17 protein-coding genes are annotated in these 16,329 nt (G+C 64.6%); 3 read left to right on the top strand and 14 right to left on the bottom strand.

Features of this window, described 5'->3' with window-relative positions:
- Positions 1 to 13: 13 nt before the first annotated feature.
- Genes HZZ16_RS34125 through cyoA form a run of 7 tightly spaced genes read right to left on the bottom strand, consistent with a single transcriptional unit; the run spans position 14 to position 6,934 of the window.
- Positions 14 to 547, bottom strand: coding sequence for a response regulator transcription factor (locus tag HZZ16_RS34125; protein ID WP_025033366.1), 534 nt, complete (start codon positions 545 to 547; stop codon positions 14 to 16).
- Positions 537 to 1,940 carry an ATP-binding protein gene (locus tag HZZ16_RS34120; RefSeq protein WP_197954865.1) on the bottom strand — a complete coding sequence of 468 codons (1,404 nt, stop codon included), beginning with the start codon at positions 1,938 to 1,940 and terminating at the stop codon, positions 537 to 539. Before HZZ16_RS34120 ends, HZZ16_RS34125 begins: the two co-directional genes overlap by 11 nt.
- Positions 1,912 to 2,760, bottom strand: a complete 849-nt coding sequence (locus HZZ16_RS34115; RefSeq protein ID WP_197954864.1) for an SURF1 family protein — start codon at positions 2,758 to 2,760, stop codon at positions 1,912 to 1,914. Before HZZ16_RS34115 ends, HZZ16_RS34120 begins: the two co-directional genes overlap by 29 nt.
- On the bottom strand, positions 2,757 to 3,137 hold the full coding sequence (gene cyoD / locus HZZ16_RS34110) for a cytochrome o ubiquinol oxidase subunit IV (protein ID WP_036001948.1): 381 nt from the start codon (positions 3,135 to 3,137) through the stop codon (positions 2,757 to 2,759). Before cyoD ends, HZZ16_RS34115 begins: the two co-directional genes overlap by 4 nt.
- A complete protein-coding gene (gene cyoC / locus HZZ16_RS34105) occupies positions 3,134 to 3,763 on the bottom strand; it encodes a cytochrome o ubiquinol oxidase subunit III (protein ID WP_197954863.1) in 630 nt (209 codons plus the stop codon). Before cyoC ends, cyoD begins: the two co-directional genes overlap by 4 nt.
- Positions 3,764 to 5,761, bottom strand: coding sequence for a cytochrome o ubiquinol oxidase subunit I (gene cyoB / locus HZZ16_RS34100; RefSeq protein ID WP_197954861.1), 1,998 nt, complete (start codon positions 5,759 to 5,761; stop codon positions 3,764 to 3,766).
- 12 nt (positions 5,762 to 5,773) lie between these two features.
- On the bottom strand, positions 5,774 to 6,934 hold the full coding sequence (gene cyoA, locus HZZ16_RS34095) for a ubiquinol oxidase subunit II (protein ID WP_197954859.1): 1,161 nt from the start codon (positions 6,932 to 6,934) through the stop codon (positions 5,774 to 5,776).
- A 182-nt stretch (positions 6,935 to 7,116) separates the two neighbouring features.
- Here cyoA and HZZ16_RS34090 point away from each other — a divergent pair, with 182 nt between their 5' ends.
- Positions 7,117 to 8,445, top strand: a complete 1,329-nt coding sequence (locus HZZ16_RS34090; protein ID WP_197954857.1) for an MFS transporter — start codon at positions 7,117 to 7,119, stop codon at positions 8,443 to 8,445.
- Between the two features lie 51 nt (positions 8,446 to 8,496).
- On the opposite strand, the gene HZZ16_RS34085 is transcribed toward HZZ16_RS34090, so the two are convergent.
- Together HZZ16_RS34085 and HZZ16_RS34080 are read right to left on the bottom strand one after the other, a co-directional pair.
- Positions 8,497 to 8,991, bottom strand: a complete 495-nt coding sequence (locus tag HZZ16_RS34085; RefSeq protein WP_197954855.1) for a VOC family protein — start codon at positions 8,989 to 8,991, stop codon at positions 8,497 to 8,499.
- An 88-nt stretch (positions 8,992 to 9,079) separates the two neighbouring features.
- Complete coding sequence (locus HZZ16_RS34080; RefSeq protein ID WP_197954851.1) at positions 9,080 to 9,625, bottom strand: carboxymuconolactone decarboxylase family protein; 546 nt, start codon at positions 9,623 to 9,625, stop codon at positions 9,080 to 9,082.
- Positions 9,626 to 9,764: 139 nt separating this feature from the next.
- Here HZZ16_RS34080 and HZZ16_RS34075 point away from each other — a divergent pair, with 139 nt between their 5' ends.
- Both HZZ16_RS34075 and HZZ16_RS34070 read left to right on the top strand, forming a co-directional pair.
- A complete protein-coding gene (locus HZZ16_RS34075) occupies positions 9,765 to 10,979 on the top strand; it encodes an acyl-CoA dehydrogenase family protein (RefSeq protein WP_197954850.1) in 1,215 nt (404 codons plus the stop codon).
- 169 nt (positions 10,980 to 11,148) lie between these two features.
- The gene (locus HZZ16_RS34070) at positions 11,149 to 12,288 is read left to right on the top strand and encodes an acyl-CoA dehydrogenase family protein (RefSeq protein WP_197954841.1); all 1,140 of its coding nucleotides are present in this window, start codon (positions 11,149 to 11,151) and stop codon (positions 12,286 to 12,288) included.
- Positions 12,289 to 12,461: 173 nt separating this feature from the next.
- Here the strand turns inward: HZZ16_RS34070 and HZZ16_RS34065 are convergent, their stop codons facing one another.
- The 5 genes from HZZ16_RS34065 to HZZ16_RS34045 form a co-directional block, all read right to left on the bottom strand.
- Entirely contained in the window at positions 12,462 to 13,499 is a 1,038-nt protein-coding gene (locus HZZ16_RS34065; protein WP_197954837.1) for an amino acid ABC transporter substrate-binding protein, read from the bottom strand.
- Positions 13,500 to 13,584: 85 nt separating this feature from the next.
- Positions 13,585 to 14,178 carry a L,D-transpeptidase gene (locus HZZ16_RS34060; protein ID WP_197954834.1) on the bottom strand — a complete coding sequence of 198 codons (594 nt, stop codon included), beginning with the start codon at positions 14,176 to 14,178 and terminating at the stop codon, positions 13,585 to 13,587.
- A 210-nt stretch (positions 14,179 to 14,388) separates the two neighbouring features.
- Positions 14,389 to 14,889 carry an RNA pyrophosphohydrolase gene (locus tag HZZ16_RS34055; RefSeq protein WP_197954832.1) on the bottom strand — a complete coding sequence of 167 codons (501 nt, stop codon included), beginning with the start codon at positions 14,887 to 14,889 and terminating at the stop codon, positions 14,389 to 14,391.
- A 201-nt stretch (positions 14,890 to 15,090) separates the two neighbouring features.
- Positions 15,091 to 15,597, bottom strand: coding sequence for an RNA pyrophosphohydrolase (locus HZZ16_RS34050; protein ID WP_036024645.1), 507 nt, complete (start codon positions 15,595 to 15,597; stop codon positions 15,091 to 15,093).
- Positions 15,598 to 15,672: 75 nt separating this feature from the next.
- Positions 15,673 to 16,329 (bottom strand): divergent polysaccharide deacetylase family protein (locus tag HZZ16_RS34045; RefSeq protein ID WP_197954830.1); only part of this gene is annotated, 657 nt, incomplete at its 5' end.

The raw sequence follows: 16,329 nt of genomic DNA, 5'->3' as shown, positions 1-16,329 counted from the left end.
TGCGATAGCGCTCCTACTTCACGGGGCGCTTCTCGAGCTTCCTCGCCAACGTCCGCCGGTGCATGCCCAGCCGGCGGGCCGCTTCCGAGATGTTGAACTCGGTCTCGATCAAGGTCTGGTGGATGCGTTCCCATTCCAGCGTCTTGATCGAGGTCGGACGCGTATCGAGCGCGACCTCGGCGTTGCCTTCAGCCTTGTGGAAGGCGGCCTCGATGTCGTCGGTGTTGGACGGCTTTGCCAGATAGTGGCAGGCCCCTAGCTTGATCGCCTCGACGGCGGTGGAGATGCTGGCAAAGCCGGTCAGCACCACGATCAGCATGTCCGGATCATGCGTGTGCAGGAGCTCGACACAGGCAAGGCCCGAGGCGCCGCCGAGCTTGAGGTCGACGACGGCATGACCGAAGGAGCGCTCCTCCAGCACCTGGCGTACCTCCTCGATCGAGGCGGCGAGCACGACCTCGTAGCCACGACGCTCGAACGAGCGCTTCAGCGTGCGGGCGAAACCCGCATCGTCCTCGACGACGATGAGCGAACGGTCAGGCGTCAAAATTCCCTCCGATCGCCAATGTTGCGAGCGGCAGCGTGAGGCGCACCGTGGCACCCCGCTTCCTGTGGTTCTCGGCGGTCACGGTGCCCCCCAATTTGCGCACGACGTTCACCACCAGGAACAGGCCGAGCCCGCCGCCGGCGCGGCCCTTGCTCGACTGGTAGGGCTTGCCCAGCTGCGCCAGCATCTCCGGCGCAAAGCCGGGACCGCGGTCGGAGATCGACAGCACGAGATTGTCGCCCTCGCGCTCGGCGACGAGCTCGACCCACTCGCGCGAGACCTCATAGGCGTTGTCGAGCACGTTGAAGATCACCTGCTTCAGCGCCACGTCGGAGACGATCGCGACGTCCTCGCCGAAGGTGTTGACGAAGTAGAGCGTGCGGGCCGAGCGCGCATTGCGCCATTCGTCGACGAGCGCGGTGACGAAGGCCGTCACCGTCGTCGGCGAGGAGCCCTCACCGCGGGCTTCGCCCGCCGACACCAGGATGCCGGTGACGATCGACTTGCAGCGCTGCAACGACGTTTCCATTTCAGCCAGATCCTCGGCGAGCTCCTGATCGGCGGCGAGGTCCGGCATGCGGCGCCAATCGCTGAGGATCACCGAGAGCGAGGCGAGCGGCGTGCCGAGCTCATGCGCCGCGCCCGAGGCGAGCAGGCCCATGCGCACGATATGATCCTGCTCGGCGGCATGCTGGCGCAACGCCGCCAGATGAGCGTCGCGCTCGCGCAAATTCCTGTTGATGCGGGTGACGAACACGACGAGCAGCACGGCGTTGAGCACGAAGCCCAGGAGCATGCCTGTTACGGTGAGCGTATAGGTCTCGCTCAACGGATTGGGCGGCAGATCGAGCGGCCGGTAGGCCAATGTCAGCCAGACGAAACTCGCGCAGGTCAGCGCCACCAGCGACCAGGTCGAGCGGGCATCGAGCAGCACGGCGCCGAGCGTCACCTGGAGCAGGAACAGCGAGGTGAAGGGATTGGTGGCGCCGCCGGAGAGATAAAGCTGCGCGGTCAGCGCAGCGACGTCCAGCATCAAGGCGACCAAGAGCTCGTTGTTGGTGATCGCGGCGCGATGGCGCACCCAGACCAGGCTGGAGACGTTGAGCAGCACCAGCGCGCCGATCACCGCGCCCATCCGCTCGAGCGGCAGGGGGATGCCGAGGCCGAAATGCACGGCACCGATGGTCACGATCTGGCCGACCACCGCGGTCCAGCGCAGCTGGATCAGCAGCGCCATGTTCTTGCGGTTGGTCTCGTCCTCGGTCGGCATAGTGCCGATCAGCTCGCTGCGGGCGTCGGCCTGCGATTGCAGCGTGACGGGCCCGCCGCCATGGGCAAGCGTCTGGGAAAGCGTTTTCCCGTCGTCAGGTCGGCTCGACGATCGTTCCAGCATCTGATCCCGTCCTGCGGGCGACGGCATCCGAGCCGCCGGCCTTGTCGTGGACGAAGCGCTTGCGGCGGAACAGCCCGCCGCCGAATATGACGAAAAGTCTGCCGGCCAGCATGAAAGCCAGGGCAAACCACGTCAGCGCGTAGATCAGGTGGTTATTGGGAAAGCGGATCACGGTCAATCCGCCGATTGGGCCGCCTGCAATTTGTGATCCAGCGTCGGCGTCCACGAAGAAGGGTGCGACCTCGCGAAGGCCGCGTGCCGTCGCAATCGCGGCGACGTCCCGCGAGTACCAGCGGTTGTGCTCGGGCACGTTGGTCCGCAAGAAGCCGCCCCTCGGCTCCGTGACGCGGAGCAGACCGGTGATCTCCACCCGGCCTTGCGGATTGCCGTCCCGGCGCGTCGATGCGTCGCGCCGCTCGGACGGCACGAAGCCGCGGTTGATCAGCACCACCGTGCCGTCGTCGCGCTGAAGCGGCGTCAGCACCCAATAGCCGGGGCCTTCCTCGGTGACGGCCTGAACCAGCGTCTCGCTCTCATGCAGGAAGCGCCCGCTGAGGCTGACGTGCCTGTATTCGTCATTCGCGGCGCTGACGGCGGGCCATGATGCGGGCGAGGGGATCGGCTGCGCCGGCGCGTGGACGCGCTGCTCGACCCGGTCGATCAGCGCCAGCTTCCAGGCGCGGCGCTCGATCTGCCAGACGCCGAGCGCGATCAGAAGCACGAAAGCAATGAGTGAGAGGACCGTGAGCCACAAGGACGGCGGCCGCACAGCCTTGCTGCGCGCTCCATCCTTGCCCGTCAGGGTCCCGGTCTCGCTCACTTCATTCCGCTCATCTGGTGCATCGGCATCATGTTGCTGTTGAGGTGGCTCATCACCCACAGTGACCCCGACAATGCGATCACCACCATCACGATGGTGAAGATCAGCGCCATCATGGTCCAGCCGTTCTCGGACGTCGTGTTCATGTGCAGGAAGTAGACCATGTGCACGACGATCTGCACGATTGCAAAGGCCATGATCACCAGCGCGGTGATCTGCTTGCTTGGCAGCGCGCCGCTCATCACCAGCCAGAACGGGATCGCGGTGAGCACGACCGAGAGCACGAAGCCGAGCATGTAGCCCGAGAACGTACTGTGGGCGTGGCCGCCCTCGTGGTGATGGTCGTGCGCGCCGGCTGCGTGGGTATCGGTGCTCATCGCAGAACTCCCAGGAGATAGACGAAGGTGAAGACGCCGATCCAGACCACGTCGAGGAAGTGCCAGAACATCGACAGGCACATCAGGCGGCGGCGGTTGGCCTCGATCAGGCCGAACTTTCCGACCTGCACCATCAGCGTCACCAGCCAGATCAGGCCGCAGGTGACGTGCAGGCCGTGGGTGCCGACCAGGGTGAAGAAGGCGGAGAGGAAGGCGCTGCGCTGCGGCGTCGCACCCTCGTGGATCATATGGGCGAACTCGAAGAGCTCGATGCCGATGAAGGCCAGGCCGAACAGGCCGGTGATTGCCAGCCAAACTTGCGTCTGCGCGACCTTGTTCTGCTGCATCGTCAGCATGGCGAAGCCGTAGGTGATCGACGACAGCAGCAGCATGGAGGTGTTCACCGCCACCAGGCTCAAGTCGAACAGGTCCTTCGGCGCGGGGCCGGCGGCATAGTTGCCGCCGAGCACGCCGTAGGTGGCGAACAGGATCGCGAAGATGAGACAGTCGCTCATCAGGTAGATCCAGAAGCCGAGCGAGGTGCTGTAGCCTTCCGGATGCGGATGCTCGTCGGCGAGATAGAAGACCGGCTCGCCGGTCTGCGAGGGATGAACGGCAACGGTCATTTACTTGGCTCCGGCGAGCAGTTTGGTGCGCGCGTCTTCGGTCCGGATGACGTCTTCAGCCGGAATGTCGAAGTCGCGGTGATAGTTGAAGGTGTGGCCGATCCCGACGGCGAGCATCGCAATGAAGCTCAGGGCGGCGAGCCACCACATGTACCAGACGAGAGCAAAGCCCATCGCGGTGGCGAAGCCGGCGAGGATGATGCCGGTGCCGGTGCTGCTCGGCATGTGGATCGGCTTGAACCCGGCGAGCGGACGCTGGTAGCCGCGCCGCTTCATGTCCCACCACGCGTCGTTGTCGTGAACGACCGGCGTGAAGGCGAAGTTGTAGTCCGGCGGCGGCGAGGAGGTCGCCCATTCCAGCGTGCGCGCGTCCCAGGGATCGCCGGTGACGTCCTTGAGCTGCTCGCGCTTGAGCAGGCTGACCGCGAACTGCATCAGCATCGCGAGGATGCCGATGAAGACGAACACGGCACCGATCGCAGCGATGACGAACCAGATCTGCAAGGACGGATCGTCGAACACGCGCAGGCGGCGGGTCACGCCCATCAGGCCGAGCACGTAGAGCGGCATGAAGGCCAGGTAGAAGCCGGTGACCCAGAACCAGAACGACATCTTGCCCCAGAACGGATCGAGCTTGAAGCCGAACGCCTTTGGGAACCAGTAGTTGATGCCGGCGAACGCGCCGAACACCACGCCGCCGATGATCACGTTGTGGAAGTGCGCGATCAGGAACAGGCTGTTGTGCAGCACGAAGTCGGCCGGCGGTACCGCGAGCAGTACGCCGGTCATGCCACCGATCACGAAGGTCAGCATGAAGGCGATGGTCCACATCATCGGCAACTCGTAGCGGATGCGGCCGCGATACATCGTGAACAGCCAGTTGAACATCTTCGCACCCGTCGGGATCGAGATGATCATGGTGGTGATGCCGAAGAACGAGTTGACGCTGGCGCCCGAGCCCATCGTGAAGAAGTGGTGCAGCCACACCAGGTAGGACAGGATGGTGATGACCACGGTGGCGTAGACCATCGAGGTGTAGCCGAACAGCCGCTTGCCCGAGAAGGTCGAGGTGACCTCGGAGAAGATGCCGAACGCCGGGAGAACCAGGATGTAGACCTCGGGGTGGCCCCAGATCCAGATCAGGTTCACGTACATCATCGGACTGCCGCCGAAATCGTTGGTGAAGAAATTGGTGCCGACGTAGCGGTCGAGCGAGAGCAGCGCGAGCACCACGGTCAGGACCGGGAAGGAGGCGACGATCAGCACGTTGGTGCAGAGCGAGGTCCAGGTGAACACCGGCATCTTCATCATGGTCATGCCGGGGCAGCGCAGCTTGACGATGGTGCAGATCAGGTTGATGCCTGACAATGTCGTGCCGACGCCGGCGACCTGCAGCGCCCAGATGTAATAGTCGACACCGACGTCGGGACTGTAGCCGATGTTCGACAGCGGCGGATAAGCCAGCCAGCCGGTGCGGGCGAATTCGCCGATGAACAGCGAGGCCATCACCAGCACCGCGCCGCCGACCGTCATCCAGAAGCTGAAATTGTTCAGGAACGGGAACGAGACGTCGCGCGCGCCGATCTGCAGCGGCACGACATAGTTCATCAGGCCCGTGACCAGCGGCATCGCCACGAAGAATATCATGATCACGCCGTGGGCGGTGAAGACCTGGTCGTAGTGATGGGCGTTGAGATAGCCTTCGGAGCCATTGAACGCGAGCATCTGCTGGCCGCGCATCATCAGCGCGTCGGCAAAGCCGCGCAGCAGCATCACGATGCCGAGGATCATGTACATGATGCCGATGCGCTTGTGGTCCACCGTGGTGAACCATTCGCGCCAGAGATAGCCCCAGAGGCGGAAATAGGTGAGGCCGCCGAGCAGCGCGGCGCCGCCGAGCGCGACCACCACGAAGGTGCCGACGACGATCGGCTCGTGCAGCGGCAGCGATTCGAGGCCGAGCCGGCCGAAGATGAGCTTGAGAAGATCAGGAGACATGCGCATTCTCTATTAGGAGTCTGACTTCGGACGCTGTCCGAGGAAGAAGGACGAGGACTTCAGCGGCGTGAACGACGGCCGCTTCAGGCCGGCACCTAGGAGCGGCGCGAAGTCGGTCGGAGCCTTGATCGAGGCGGTGGTCTGCCCCTGCGGCGCATCCGGCGTGCAGGTGCCGGCGACGAAGGTCGGCTCGGGTCCGAGCACCGTGCCGCGGCGGGCATATTTGTCGTAGGTGAGCGGCAGGGTGTTATTCAGGCCCTGGTGGCCGTTGCCACCCTTGGCGTCGATCGCCATCATCTCGCTCTGGCACATCTTGCCGGTCTCGACGCACATGTTGAGGATCAGGCGGTAGAGATCGGCATCGACGGTGCCCCAGCGCCGCACCGGCTCGTTCTGGCTGGGCTTCTCCAGCTGGAGATATTCGGCGCGGCCGAGCGAGCCGCCGGCCGACTTGGCGCTGGCGATCCAGGCGTCAAAGCCCTTGTCGTCGAGTCCCCTGAAGTTGAAGTGCATGCCCGAGAAGCCGGCGCCGCTATAGTTCGCCGAAAAACCCTTGTAGGTGCCGGCGTGGTTGACCACGGCGTGGAGCTTGGTCTCCATGCCCGGCATCGCGTAGATCTGGCCGGCGAGCGCGGGGATGTAGAACGAGTTCATCACCGAGGACGCGGTGATGCGGAAGGTGATCGGGCGATCGACCGGAGCGGCGAGCTCATTGACGGTGGCGACGCCGTAGTCCGGGTAGATGAAGAGCCATTTCCAGTCGAGAGCGACGACGTCGACCTCGAGCGGGGTCTTGGACCGGTCCACGGCGCGCTCGGCATGAATGCGGCCGAGGGTGCGATAGGGGTCGAGCAGATGCGTGCCCATCCAGGTCAGCGCGCCCAGGCAAACGATGATCAAGAGCGGCGCCGACCAGATCACCAGCTCGAGCTTGGTCGAGTGATCCCATTCCGGCTCGTAGCGGGCCTCGGTGTTGGACTGGCGGTAGCGCCAGGCGAACAGCACCGTCAGTGCCATCACGGGCACGACGATCAGGAGCATCAGGACGGTCGAGATGATGACGAGGTCGCGCTGTTGGGCTGCGATATCGCCGGCTGGCGCCAGCACGACATAGTCGCAGCCGCTGAGTGCAGCAGCCAGAGGTAGTAGCGCCAGGATCTTGAGACGAGACACGGGCCGAGCCTTATGAGAATGAGTTTCCTTTGCGGGGCCAACGGGTAGCTGCGGCGCAACAATCCGGACATTGGACAATTTGTCCAATGTTGCAGTGCGGGAGCTTGGGCCAGACAGGGGCAGATTACCTGGCGTCCCGCCGGGCGGTCGGCTTTGGTTTTCAGGACGTTAAGGGCGCACGAATGGCGACGGCACAGACCCCCGCAATGGCAGACCTCCACACGGGCGAGCACGGCCACGACCAGGCCAGTCCCGGCGAGATCGCCATTGGCGTCATCATTGGCCGCACCTCGGAATTCTTCGACTTCTTCGTCTTCGCGATCGCCTCGGTGATCGTGTTCCCGCGCCTGGTGTTCCCGTTCGCGAGCGAGCTGACCGGCACCCTCTATTCCTTCATGATCTTCGCGCTGGCCTTCATGGCCCGTCCTATCGGCACCGTCATTTTCATGACGATCGACCGGGAATACGGCAAGACGGCCAAGCTGATCTCGGCGCTGTTCCTGCTCGGCACCGCCACCGTCGCGCTCGCGTTCCTGCCCGGCTATCAGGAGATCGGCGTCGCCGCGATCTGGCTGCTGGCGCTGGCGCGCATCGCGCAGGGTCTGGCCTGGGGCGGCGCCTGGGACGGCATGGCTTCGCTGCTGGCGCTGAATGCGCCGGCCTCCCAGCGCGGCTGGTACGCGATGGTGCCGCAGTTAGGGGCCCCGCTCGGCCTGATCGTGGCGAGCGCGCTGTTCGCCTATTTCGCCGGCCTCCTTTCGGCCGATGATTTCTTCGACTGGGGCTGGCGCTATCCGTTCTTCGTTGCGTTTGCCATCAACGTCGTGGCGCTGTTCGCGCGCCTGCGCATGGTGACGACGGAAGAATACGCCACGCTGTTCGAGACCCGCGAACTCCAGCCGGCGCGGATCTCCGAGACGGTCGCGCGCGAGGGCCAGACCATCATGCTTGGCGCCTTCGCGCCGCTGGCGAGCTTTGCGCTGTTCCACATGGTCACGGTGTTTCCGCTGTCCTGGGTGTTCCTGTTCACCCGCGAGAGCCCGGTGCGCTTTTTGATCATCGAGATCGTCGCCGCCGTGTTCGGCGTCGCCGCGATCGTGGCCTCCGGCATCATCGCCGACCGCGTCGGCCGCAAGTCGCTGCTGATGGGATCGGCCATCGCGATCGCGATCTACAGCGGCTTCGCGCCGCAGCTGCTCGACGCTGGCGCGTTCGGCGAGACCATCTACATGGTGATCGGCTTCATCCTGCTCGGCCTGTCCTTCGGCCAATCCTCCGGTGCGATCGCCTCGAACTTCCGGCAGGCCTATCGCTACACAGCCTCCGCGCTGACCTCCGACATGGCCTGGCTGTTCGGCGCCGGCTTCGCCCCGCTGGTCGCGCTGCTGCTCGCCACCAATCTCGGCGTCATCGCCTCGGGTGCGTATCTGTTGTCCGGCGCGTTCTGGACCCTGCTCGCGCTCTGGCTCAGCGGCCAGCGCGAGGCGGGCGACATGGACGCGGGGCGCTGATCACGCAGCGCATGCAGGGTGGGCGACGGCGCTGGTTGCGCGGTGCCCACCTCACCCCTCCCGCTGCCTCAACAGCGCTTCGACATCCAGCCGCTTGGTGAACATGGCCAGCTTCCCGTCAGGCCCGAACGGCCATTGCTCCCGCGGCTTGTCCCAATACAGCTCCACGCCGTTCTGGTCGGGGTCGCGCAGGTAAAGCGCCTCGCTGACGCCGTGGTCGCTGGCGCCGTCCAGCGCAATGCCGGCCGCGAGCACCCGATGCAGCGCATCCGCCAGCGCCGGGCGCGTCGGAAACAGGATCGCGGTGTGATACAGCCCGGTCGCGCCCGGCGGCGGCGGCGAGCCGCCCTTGCTCTCCCAGGTGTTGAGCCCGATGTGATGATGATAGCCGCCGGCCGAGATGAAGGCCGCGCCCGAGCCCATCCGCTGCATCAGCTCGAAGCCGAGCACGCCGCAATAGAAGCCGAGCGCACGATCGAGATCGGCGACCTTGAGGTGGACATGGCCGATCCGGGTGCCGGCAGGAATGGCTGGGCTTTGCGACATGTGAATGCTCCGTTGAAAACATGCACGTAGGGTGGCGTCGAGCCAGCGCCACGGCCAAACGCGAAACCCATCGTTTCCGAATGGGAAACTAGGCCAGCTCCGACACCTCACCCTCGGGAAGGCCGAACTCGAACGTGTTCAGCGTCATCGACACCAGCGTGTAATAGCCGCACAGCCCGATCACCTCGACCACGCCGCGTTCGCCGAGCAGCTTCACCGCCTCATCATACAAACCCTTCTCAACGCCGTGGCCCTCATGCAGCGACTTCGCGAGATCGTAGATCATCTTGGCCTTAGTATCGTCGAAGTCGGGCGTGCGGCGGTCGCGGATGGCGTCGATGATCTTGGGCTTCATGCCGCCGGCAAGCGCCAGGCGCTTGTGCGCATACCATTCGTAATGCGCGGTCCAGTGCCGCGCCGTCACCAGGATCGCGATCTCCGAGAGCTTGGCCGGGAAGATCGTGTCGAAGCGCAGCACCTCGCCGAGCCGCGTGGCATGGCGCGCCATCTCGGGGCTGTTCAGCCAGGCCATCATCGGCGCCGGCGGCTTGCCGCGCTTGCCGGCAATCGACTCGTCATAGGTCTGTCGCTGGCTCTCGTTCATTTCGCCAGGCGAAAGAAGTTTCAGGCGCATGGTCGTTTCCTCTTTGTTTTCAAGGCTCGCCGTCGCGCGACTATAACCGATGCGGGCCTTGCGGAAGTGGTTGAATTCCGCGGGGGCTTGGCCCAGACTCGGCGGCAACAATTCGAATTTTGAGTGATGGAAACGACCAATGACTGACTCTAAAACCAGCGATGCAGAATCCGCCGATCTCGAAACATTCCGCAACGAGACCCGCGCCTGGCTGGAGGCCAATTGCCCGCCGGAGATGCGCAAGCCCGCAACGTCGGATGCCGACGTGTTCTGGGGCGGACGCAATGCAAAATTCTCGTCCGAGCCGCAGCGCATCTGGTTCGAGCGCATGCGCGACAAGGGCTGGACCGTGCCCGACTGGCCGAAGGAGTATGGCGGCGGGGGCCTGGGCGCTGCCGAGCACAAGGTGCTGCGCGCGGAGATGGCGCGGATCGGCGCGCGGCCGCCGCTGTCGAGCTTCGGCATCTGGATGCTCGGGCCGGCGCTGCTCAAATACGGTAATGAGGCGCAGAAGAAGGAGCATCTGCCGAAGATCGCCGCGGGCGAGATCCGCTGGTGCCAGGGCTATTCGGAGCCGAATGCCGGCTCCGACCTCGCTTCGCTGCAGACCCGCGCGGAGAGCGACGGCGACGACTTCATCATCAACGGCCAGAAGATCTGGACGTCCTACGCCAATTACGCCGACTGGATCTTCTGCCTGGTCCGCACCGATCCGACCGCGAAGAAGCATGATGGCATCAGCTTCATCCTGTTCGACATGACCTCGAAGGGCGTCTCGACCAAGCCGATCCTGCTGATCTCGGGTTATTCGCCGTTCTGCGAGACCTTCTTCGACAATGTCCGCGTGCCGAAGTCGAACGTGGTCGGCACCATCAATCGCGGCTGGGACGTCGCGAAATATCTGCTCCAGCACGAGCGCGCGATGATCTCGGGCATGGGCGAGCGCGGCGTCGGCCGGCCGCTCGGCCAGATCGCGGCCGACTCCGTCGGCACCGATGGACAAGGCCAGCTTGAGGATGCCATGCTGCGCGGCCAGATCGCGCGCTTCGATGTCGATGAAGCTGCGCTCGCTGCCTGCGCCGAGCGTGCGGTCGATCTCGCCAAGGCCGGTCAGGCGCATCCGGCGTTCTCCTCGGCGATGAAATATTACGGCACCGAGCTCAACAAGCGCCGCCATGAAATCCTGATGTCGGCCGGCGGCGTCGATGCATTGGAATGGGAGAGCGAACGCTCCAAGCAGGGCGCCCGCCCGCGCGCCTGGCTGCGCACCAAGGCCAACTCGATCGAAGGCGGCACGTCCGAGGTCATGCTCGGCATCGTCGCCAAGCGCATCCTGGATCTGCCGGGGGCGTGAGCCACGCTCTCACCACCCGTCATTCCGGGGCGCGCGAAGCGCGAGCTAAGATGCGCAATTGCGCATCTGAGAATCCATAACCACCAGTCGGGAGTATGGATTCCGGGCCTGCGCCTGCGGCGCATCCCGGAATGACGAACCAAATAGATTTCGAATCGGAAACAAGCACATGGCCCTCGTCCTCACCGAAGAACAATCCATGCTCCGCGACTCCGCGCGCGGGCTGATCAGCGACAAGGCGCCGGTGTCGCACCTGCGCCACTTGCGCGACAGCAAGGACCCCATCGGCTTCTCCAAGGAGCTCTGGCATTCCTTCGCCGAGATGGGTTTTGCCGGCTTGCTGGTGCCGGAAGAGTTCGGCGGCAGCGGTCTCGGCTACGTCGAAGCCGGAATCATCATGGAGGAGATCGGCCGCACCTTGATGCCATCGCCCTTCCTCGCCACCTCCGTGGTGGCGGCCTCGGCGCTGACCCGTGGCGGCAATGCCGCGCAGAAATCGGAATATCTGTCGAAGATCGCGAACGGCTCGCTGCTCGCGACGCTGGCGATCGACGAGGGCGCCAAGCATCGCCCGCTGCAGACCAGCCTGCAGGCCGTGCGCGCCGGCAACGGCTTCAAGCTATCGGGCGCGAAGGCGCTGGTGGTCGACGGTCATGTCGCCGATCTCCTCATCGTCGCCGCGCGCACCGCGGGCTCTGCCGGCGAGCGCGAGGGCCTGACGCTGTTCCTGGTCAACCCCAAGGCCAAGGGCGTTGCGATCGAGCGCACCATCATGGTCGATGCGCACAATGCGGCGCGGATCGAGTTCGCCAATGTCGAGGTCGATGCCGACAGCGTGCTCGGCGAGGTCGACCAGGCGGCCGGCCTGCTCGATGGCGTGCTCGATATCGGCCGCGGCGCGGTCGCCGCCGAAATGGTCGGCCTCAGCGACGAGGTGTTTGGCCGCACCGTCGAGTATCTGAAGAGCCGCAAGCAATTCGGCAAGCTCATCGGCGAATTCCAGGCGCTGCAGCATCGCGCCGCCGAGCTCTATATCGACATCGAGATCACCCGTGCCGCCACCATGAAAGCGCTGCAGGCACTGGATGCCGACGTCGTCAAGGCCGCACCCGCCGTCGCCGTGGCCAAGGCGCGCGCCGGCACCACCGCCACGCGCGCGGTACAGGAAGGCGTGCAGATGCACGGCGGCATGGGCATGACCGACCAGTTCGATATCGGCTTTTTCATGAAGCGCGCGCGTGTCTGCGAGGAGCTATTCGGCGACGCGAACTACCACACCGAGCAGCTGGCCAGGTCGCGGGGATATTGAGGCAGTAGAGCTCTGGTAGGGTGGGTTAGCTCTGCAGAAGCGCGAAGCGCATCTGCAGGGCGTAACCCACCAACTTCGTCCGGCAAACGCGGAAGCATGGTGGGTTACGCCGAGCAATTGCGCTTAGCGCAATTGCAAGGCTAACCCACCCTACGACGTTTCAGCGAGGCCGCTTACCGCATCGGCGGTGCGTATTGCACGCCACCTGCGTTCCAAAGCTGGTTCATGCCGCGCGGGATCTTCAGCTTCGACTTCTCGCCGATGTTGCGATCATACATCTCGCCGTAATTGCCGACGTGACGGATGATGCGGGCGGCCCAGTCCTTGGTGAGGCCGAGCTGCTCGCCGTAGCGGCCTTCGGTGCCGACGAGGCGCATCACGTCCGGCTTCTTCGACTTCAGGGCCTCGTCGATGTTCTCCGAGGTGACGCCCAGCTCCTCGGCGTTGATCATGGCATACAGCGTCCACTTCACGATCATCATCCAGTCGTCGTCGCGCTGACGCACCACGGGGGCGAGCGGTTCCTTGGAGATCATGTCCGGCAGGATCATATGGTCGCCGGGTTTCGAGAGGTTCAGCCGCAGAGCATAGAGCTGAGAAACGTCGGCGGAAAACGTGTCGCACTTGCCGGTGTCGTAGGCCTTCACGACGTCGTTGAGGTTATCGAACTTCACCTCTTCATATTTCATATTGTTGACGCGGAAGTAATCGGCGACGTTGAGTGTCGTCGTGGTTCCGTTCTGCACGCAGACCTTGCTATCTGTCAGGTCCAGCGAGGTCTCCTTGTTGCGCGTCCGCGGCACCATGAAGCCGACGCCGTCGTAATAGGCTACGGCCGGAAAATACAGGTCGTAGTCGAGCTCGCGTGCCATGCTCCACGTCGTGTTGCGCGAGAGGATGTCCACCTTGCGGCTCTGCAGCTCCTTGAAACGCTCGTTGGCGTCGAGCGGAACGAACTTCGCCTTGTTCGGGTCGTTGAAGATCGCAGCAGCCACCGCGCGGCAGAAATCGACGTCGAAGCCGGTCCAGTTGCCCTTGTCGTCGGGGATCGAGAAGCCCGGCAGGCCCTTGTTGACGCCGCACAGCACTTCGCCGCGGCGAACGGTGCGCTTCAGGGTGCGGGTGTCGTAGAATTCATAGATGACGGCGAGGACGCCGACCAGCACGGCGACCGCGAGCCCGATCAGCAGGCCGCCACGAAAAGTGCGCATGATTTCTCTCTCGAAAGTGTCGGAAAAGGAAGCGGAGGAGGGGACGGAGCATGATCCCGAAGGATCATGCTCAAACCGACGGCCGTCAGAGCTCGGGCTTCTGCCGAATGACGACCTTGGTGCCGACAGGGACGCGATCGTAGAGATCGGCGACGTCGTTGTTGACGAGACGGAAGCAGCCGGACGACACCTTGGTGCCGATCGTATCAGGGCGGTTGGTGCCGTGGATGCGATAGACCGTGGTGCCCAGATACATGGCGCGGGCGCCCAGCGGATTGCCGGGTCCGCCGGCCATAAAGCGTGGCAGATAGGGCTGGCGCTGGATCATCTCCGGCGGCGGTGTCCAGTCCGGCCACTCCTTCTTGTTGGTGATGGTCACCAGCCCCTGCCACTGAAAACCGTCGCGGCCGACGCCGATGCCGTAGCGGATGGCGCGCCCGCCCGGCTGCACCAAATAGAGGTGGCGCTCGGCGGTTGAGACGATGATGGTGCCCGGAGCTTCCGTGGTTCGGAAGTAGACCACCTGCTTCTGCCATTCCGGCTCGAGCTGGTAGGACTCGTCCGCGATCAGGCCCGGCTCGTCGCCGCGGTCCGGCTGCTGGGCGAAGGCGTGGGGCGTGGACAGGACCAGTCCCATCGCAGCCACGAAAATCCCGGTCAGGCGACGAAAATCCGTCATTTCAAGCTCTCCCCGCTGCCACAGCGCAAATCATTCGGAACCATCAAACCTGAGGGGCAAGTTCATGGCAAGTTGATGGCGCGCCATCCTGGCATGTCACGAGAATGCTTTGGTTTTTTGACGGGCTTCGCGCAATGCCACGAACAGGGGATGGCGCGAAAAGCAGTAATTGTCACCGCTCGGAAGGTGAGCTCTCTCCCCGCATGCGGTTCAGCTTGCGAGGTGCGCAAACTCTCGCGCCACCGCGCGGTAGACCTCGCGGCGGAACGGCACCACGAGCTCGGCGACACGGTCGAGGCGCTCCCAGCGCCAGGCGTCGAACTCCGCGGGCTGGCCGTTGCGCGGCGTCAGCGGATCGATCTCGTCGTCCCTGCCGGTGAAGCGCAGTGCGAACCATTTCTGGCGCTGGCCGCGAAACTTCGCCAGCCGGTGCGTCTGCGGTCCGTCGTACGGCGGGAATTCATAGGTGAACCAGTCGGTCTCGCCGAGATAGTCGGCGCTGACGACATTGGTCTCCTCCCAGAGCTCGCGCATCGCCGCGTCGCGCAGGTTCTCGCCCTCGTCGACACCGCCCTGCGGCATCTGCCAGTCGAGTCCCGGCAGGATGATCTCGGGCCCATCGCCCTTGAAGCGATGGCCGATCAGCACGCGGCCGTCGGCGTTGAACAGGGCGATGCCGACATTGGGGCGATAGGGTTTTTGATTGGTCATCTTTGTCATTCCGGGGCGCGCGGAGCGCGAGCTCTGGTGCGCAATTGCGCACCAGAGAATCCATAACCACAGGCGGGTGTTTGTTGAACGCTCGCGGTTGTCACCTTCCGCACAACTTCTCCCTTGGGTTATGGACCCCGCCCCCGTGCGCAATTGCGCACTAGGCGGGGGTGACGAGCGGAACTTTAGGCGGGAGCGTCGCTAACCCTCCGCCAGCGCAGAAAATTCCTGCACCACGCGCTCATAGACCGGGCGCTTGAACGGGATGATCAGCTCAGGGAGATTCTTCATCGACTCCCAGCGCCAGCTCACGAATTCCGCCTTGTGGCCGCCGCCACCGGGATGCTCGACGTTGATCTCGCTGTCCTTGCCGGTGAAGCGCACCGCATACCATTTCTGGCGCTGGCCGCGGTAGCGGCCCTTCCAAGCGCGTCCCGCAACGGTGCGCGGAATGTCGTAGGTGAGCCAGTCCGGGACTTCGCCGAGCCGTTCGACCGAGCGCACGCTGGTCTCCTCGTAGAGCTCGCGCTTGGCCGCTTCCCAGGTGTCCTCGCCGGGATCGACCCCGCCTTGCGGCATCTGCCAGACATGGGTGTCGTCGACATGCTCGATGCCGCCGGCGCGGCGGCCGATGAACACCAGTCCCTTTGGATTGATCAGCATCACACCGACACAGGTCCGGTAGGGCAGATCCTCGTAACGCGCCATTCCGCCAGACCTCTTGCCTGCTTCTTGGGAAGGCATGCCGGCCCCGCGAGACCCGTGCCGAACCAATTCGTTGATTTAGCTGGATTTTGATTTCAGCATCGCGGTTGTCAATGGCACCAAAAGGATACCTCGGTCGCCCAATGTCTTGGTCCAGGCGCTGATGCGCTCGATCGAGACGGGCAGGGCGGAGGCCGTGCCGACAGCGATGCCGCGCTCGCGCGCCGCCGATTCCAGCTTGTTGAGGGCGCGGTCGATCTCGGTCGCCGTCGGCACCGCATCGATGGCGATATCGCCCTTGCCGAACGGCATGGCCTGGTTGGCCGCGGCCTGGGGCGCGATGCTGCGCGGCGAGGAGCCGTCATCGAAGAAGCCGAGGCCGCGCTTGGCCGCCTCGCGAATGATCGGCTGCATCGCCGGCTCCGTCGCGATGAAGCGGGCGCCCATGAAATTGGTGAGGCCGGCATAGCCCTGCATCCGGCTGAGGTGCCAGTACAGGCGGTCCATGTTCTGGTCGGAGCTGAGCGAGGTCAGCAGCGTTTGCGGCCCCGGATCGTTGTCGGGGAAGTCGTAGGGCTCCATCGGGATCTGGAGGAAGATCTCGTGGCGCTGCGCCCGCGCCCGCTCGGCGAGCTTGCCGGGGTCGGAGCCGTAGGGCGTGAAGGCCAGCGTCACCGCCGGCGGCAGCTTCATGATGGCGTCCAGGGTCTTGGCGGCGCCGACGCCGAGGCCGCC

Source organism: Bradyrhizobium glycinis, assembly GCF_016031655.1.
Lineage (GTDB): Bacteria > Pseudomonadota > Alphaproteobacteria > Rhizobiales > Xanthobacteraceae > Bradyrhizobium > Bradyrhizobium glycinis.
The sequence above is the reverse complement of the archived record's forward strand: the minus strand, read 5'-3'. Positions and strand labels throughout refer to the sequence as shown.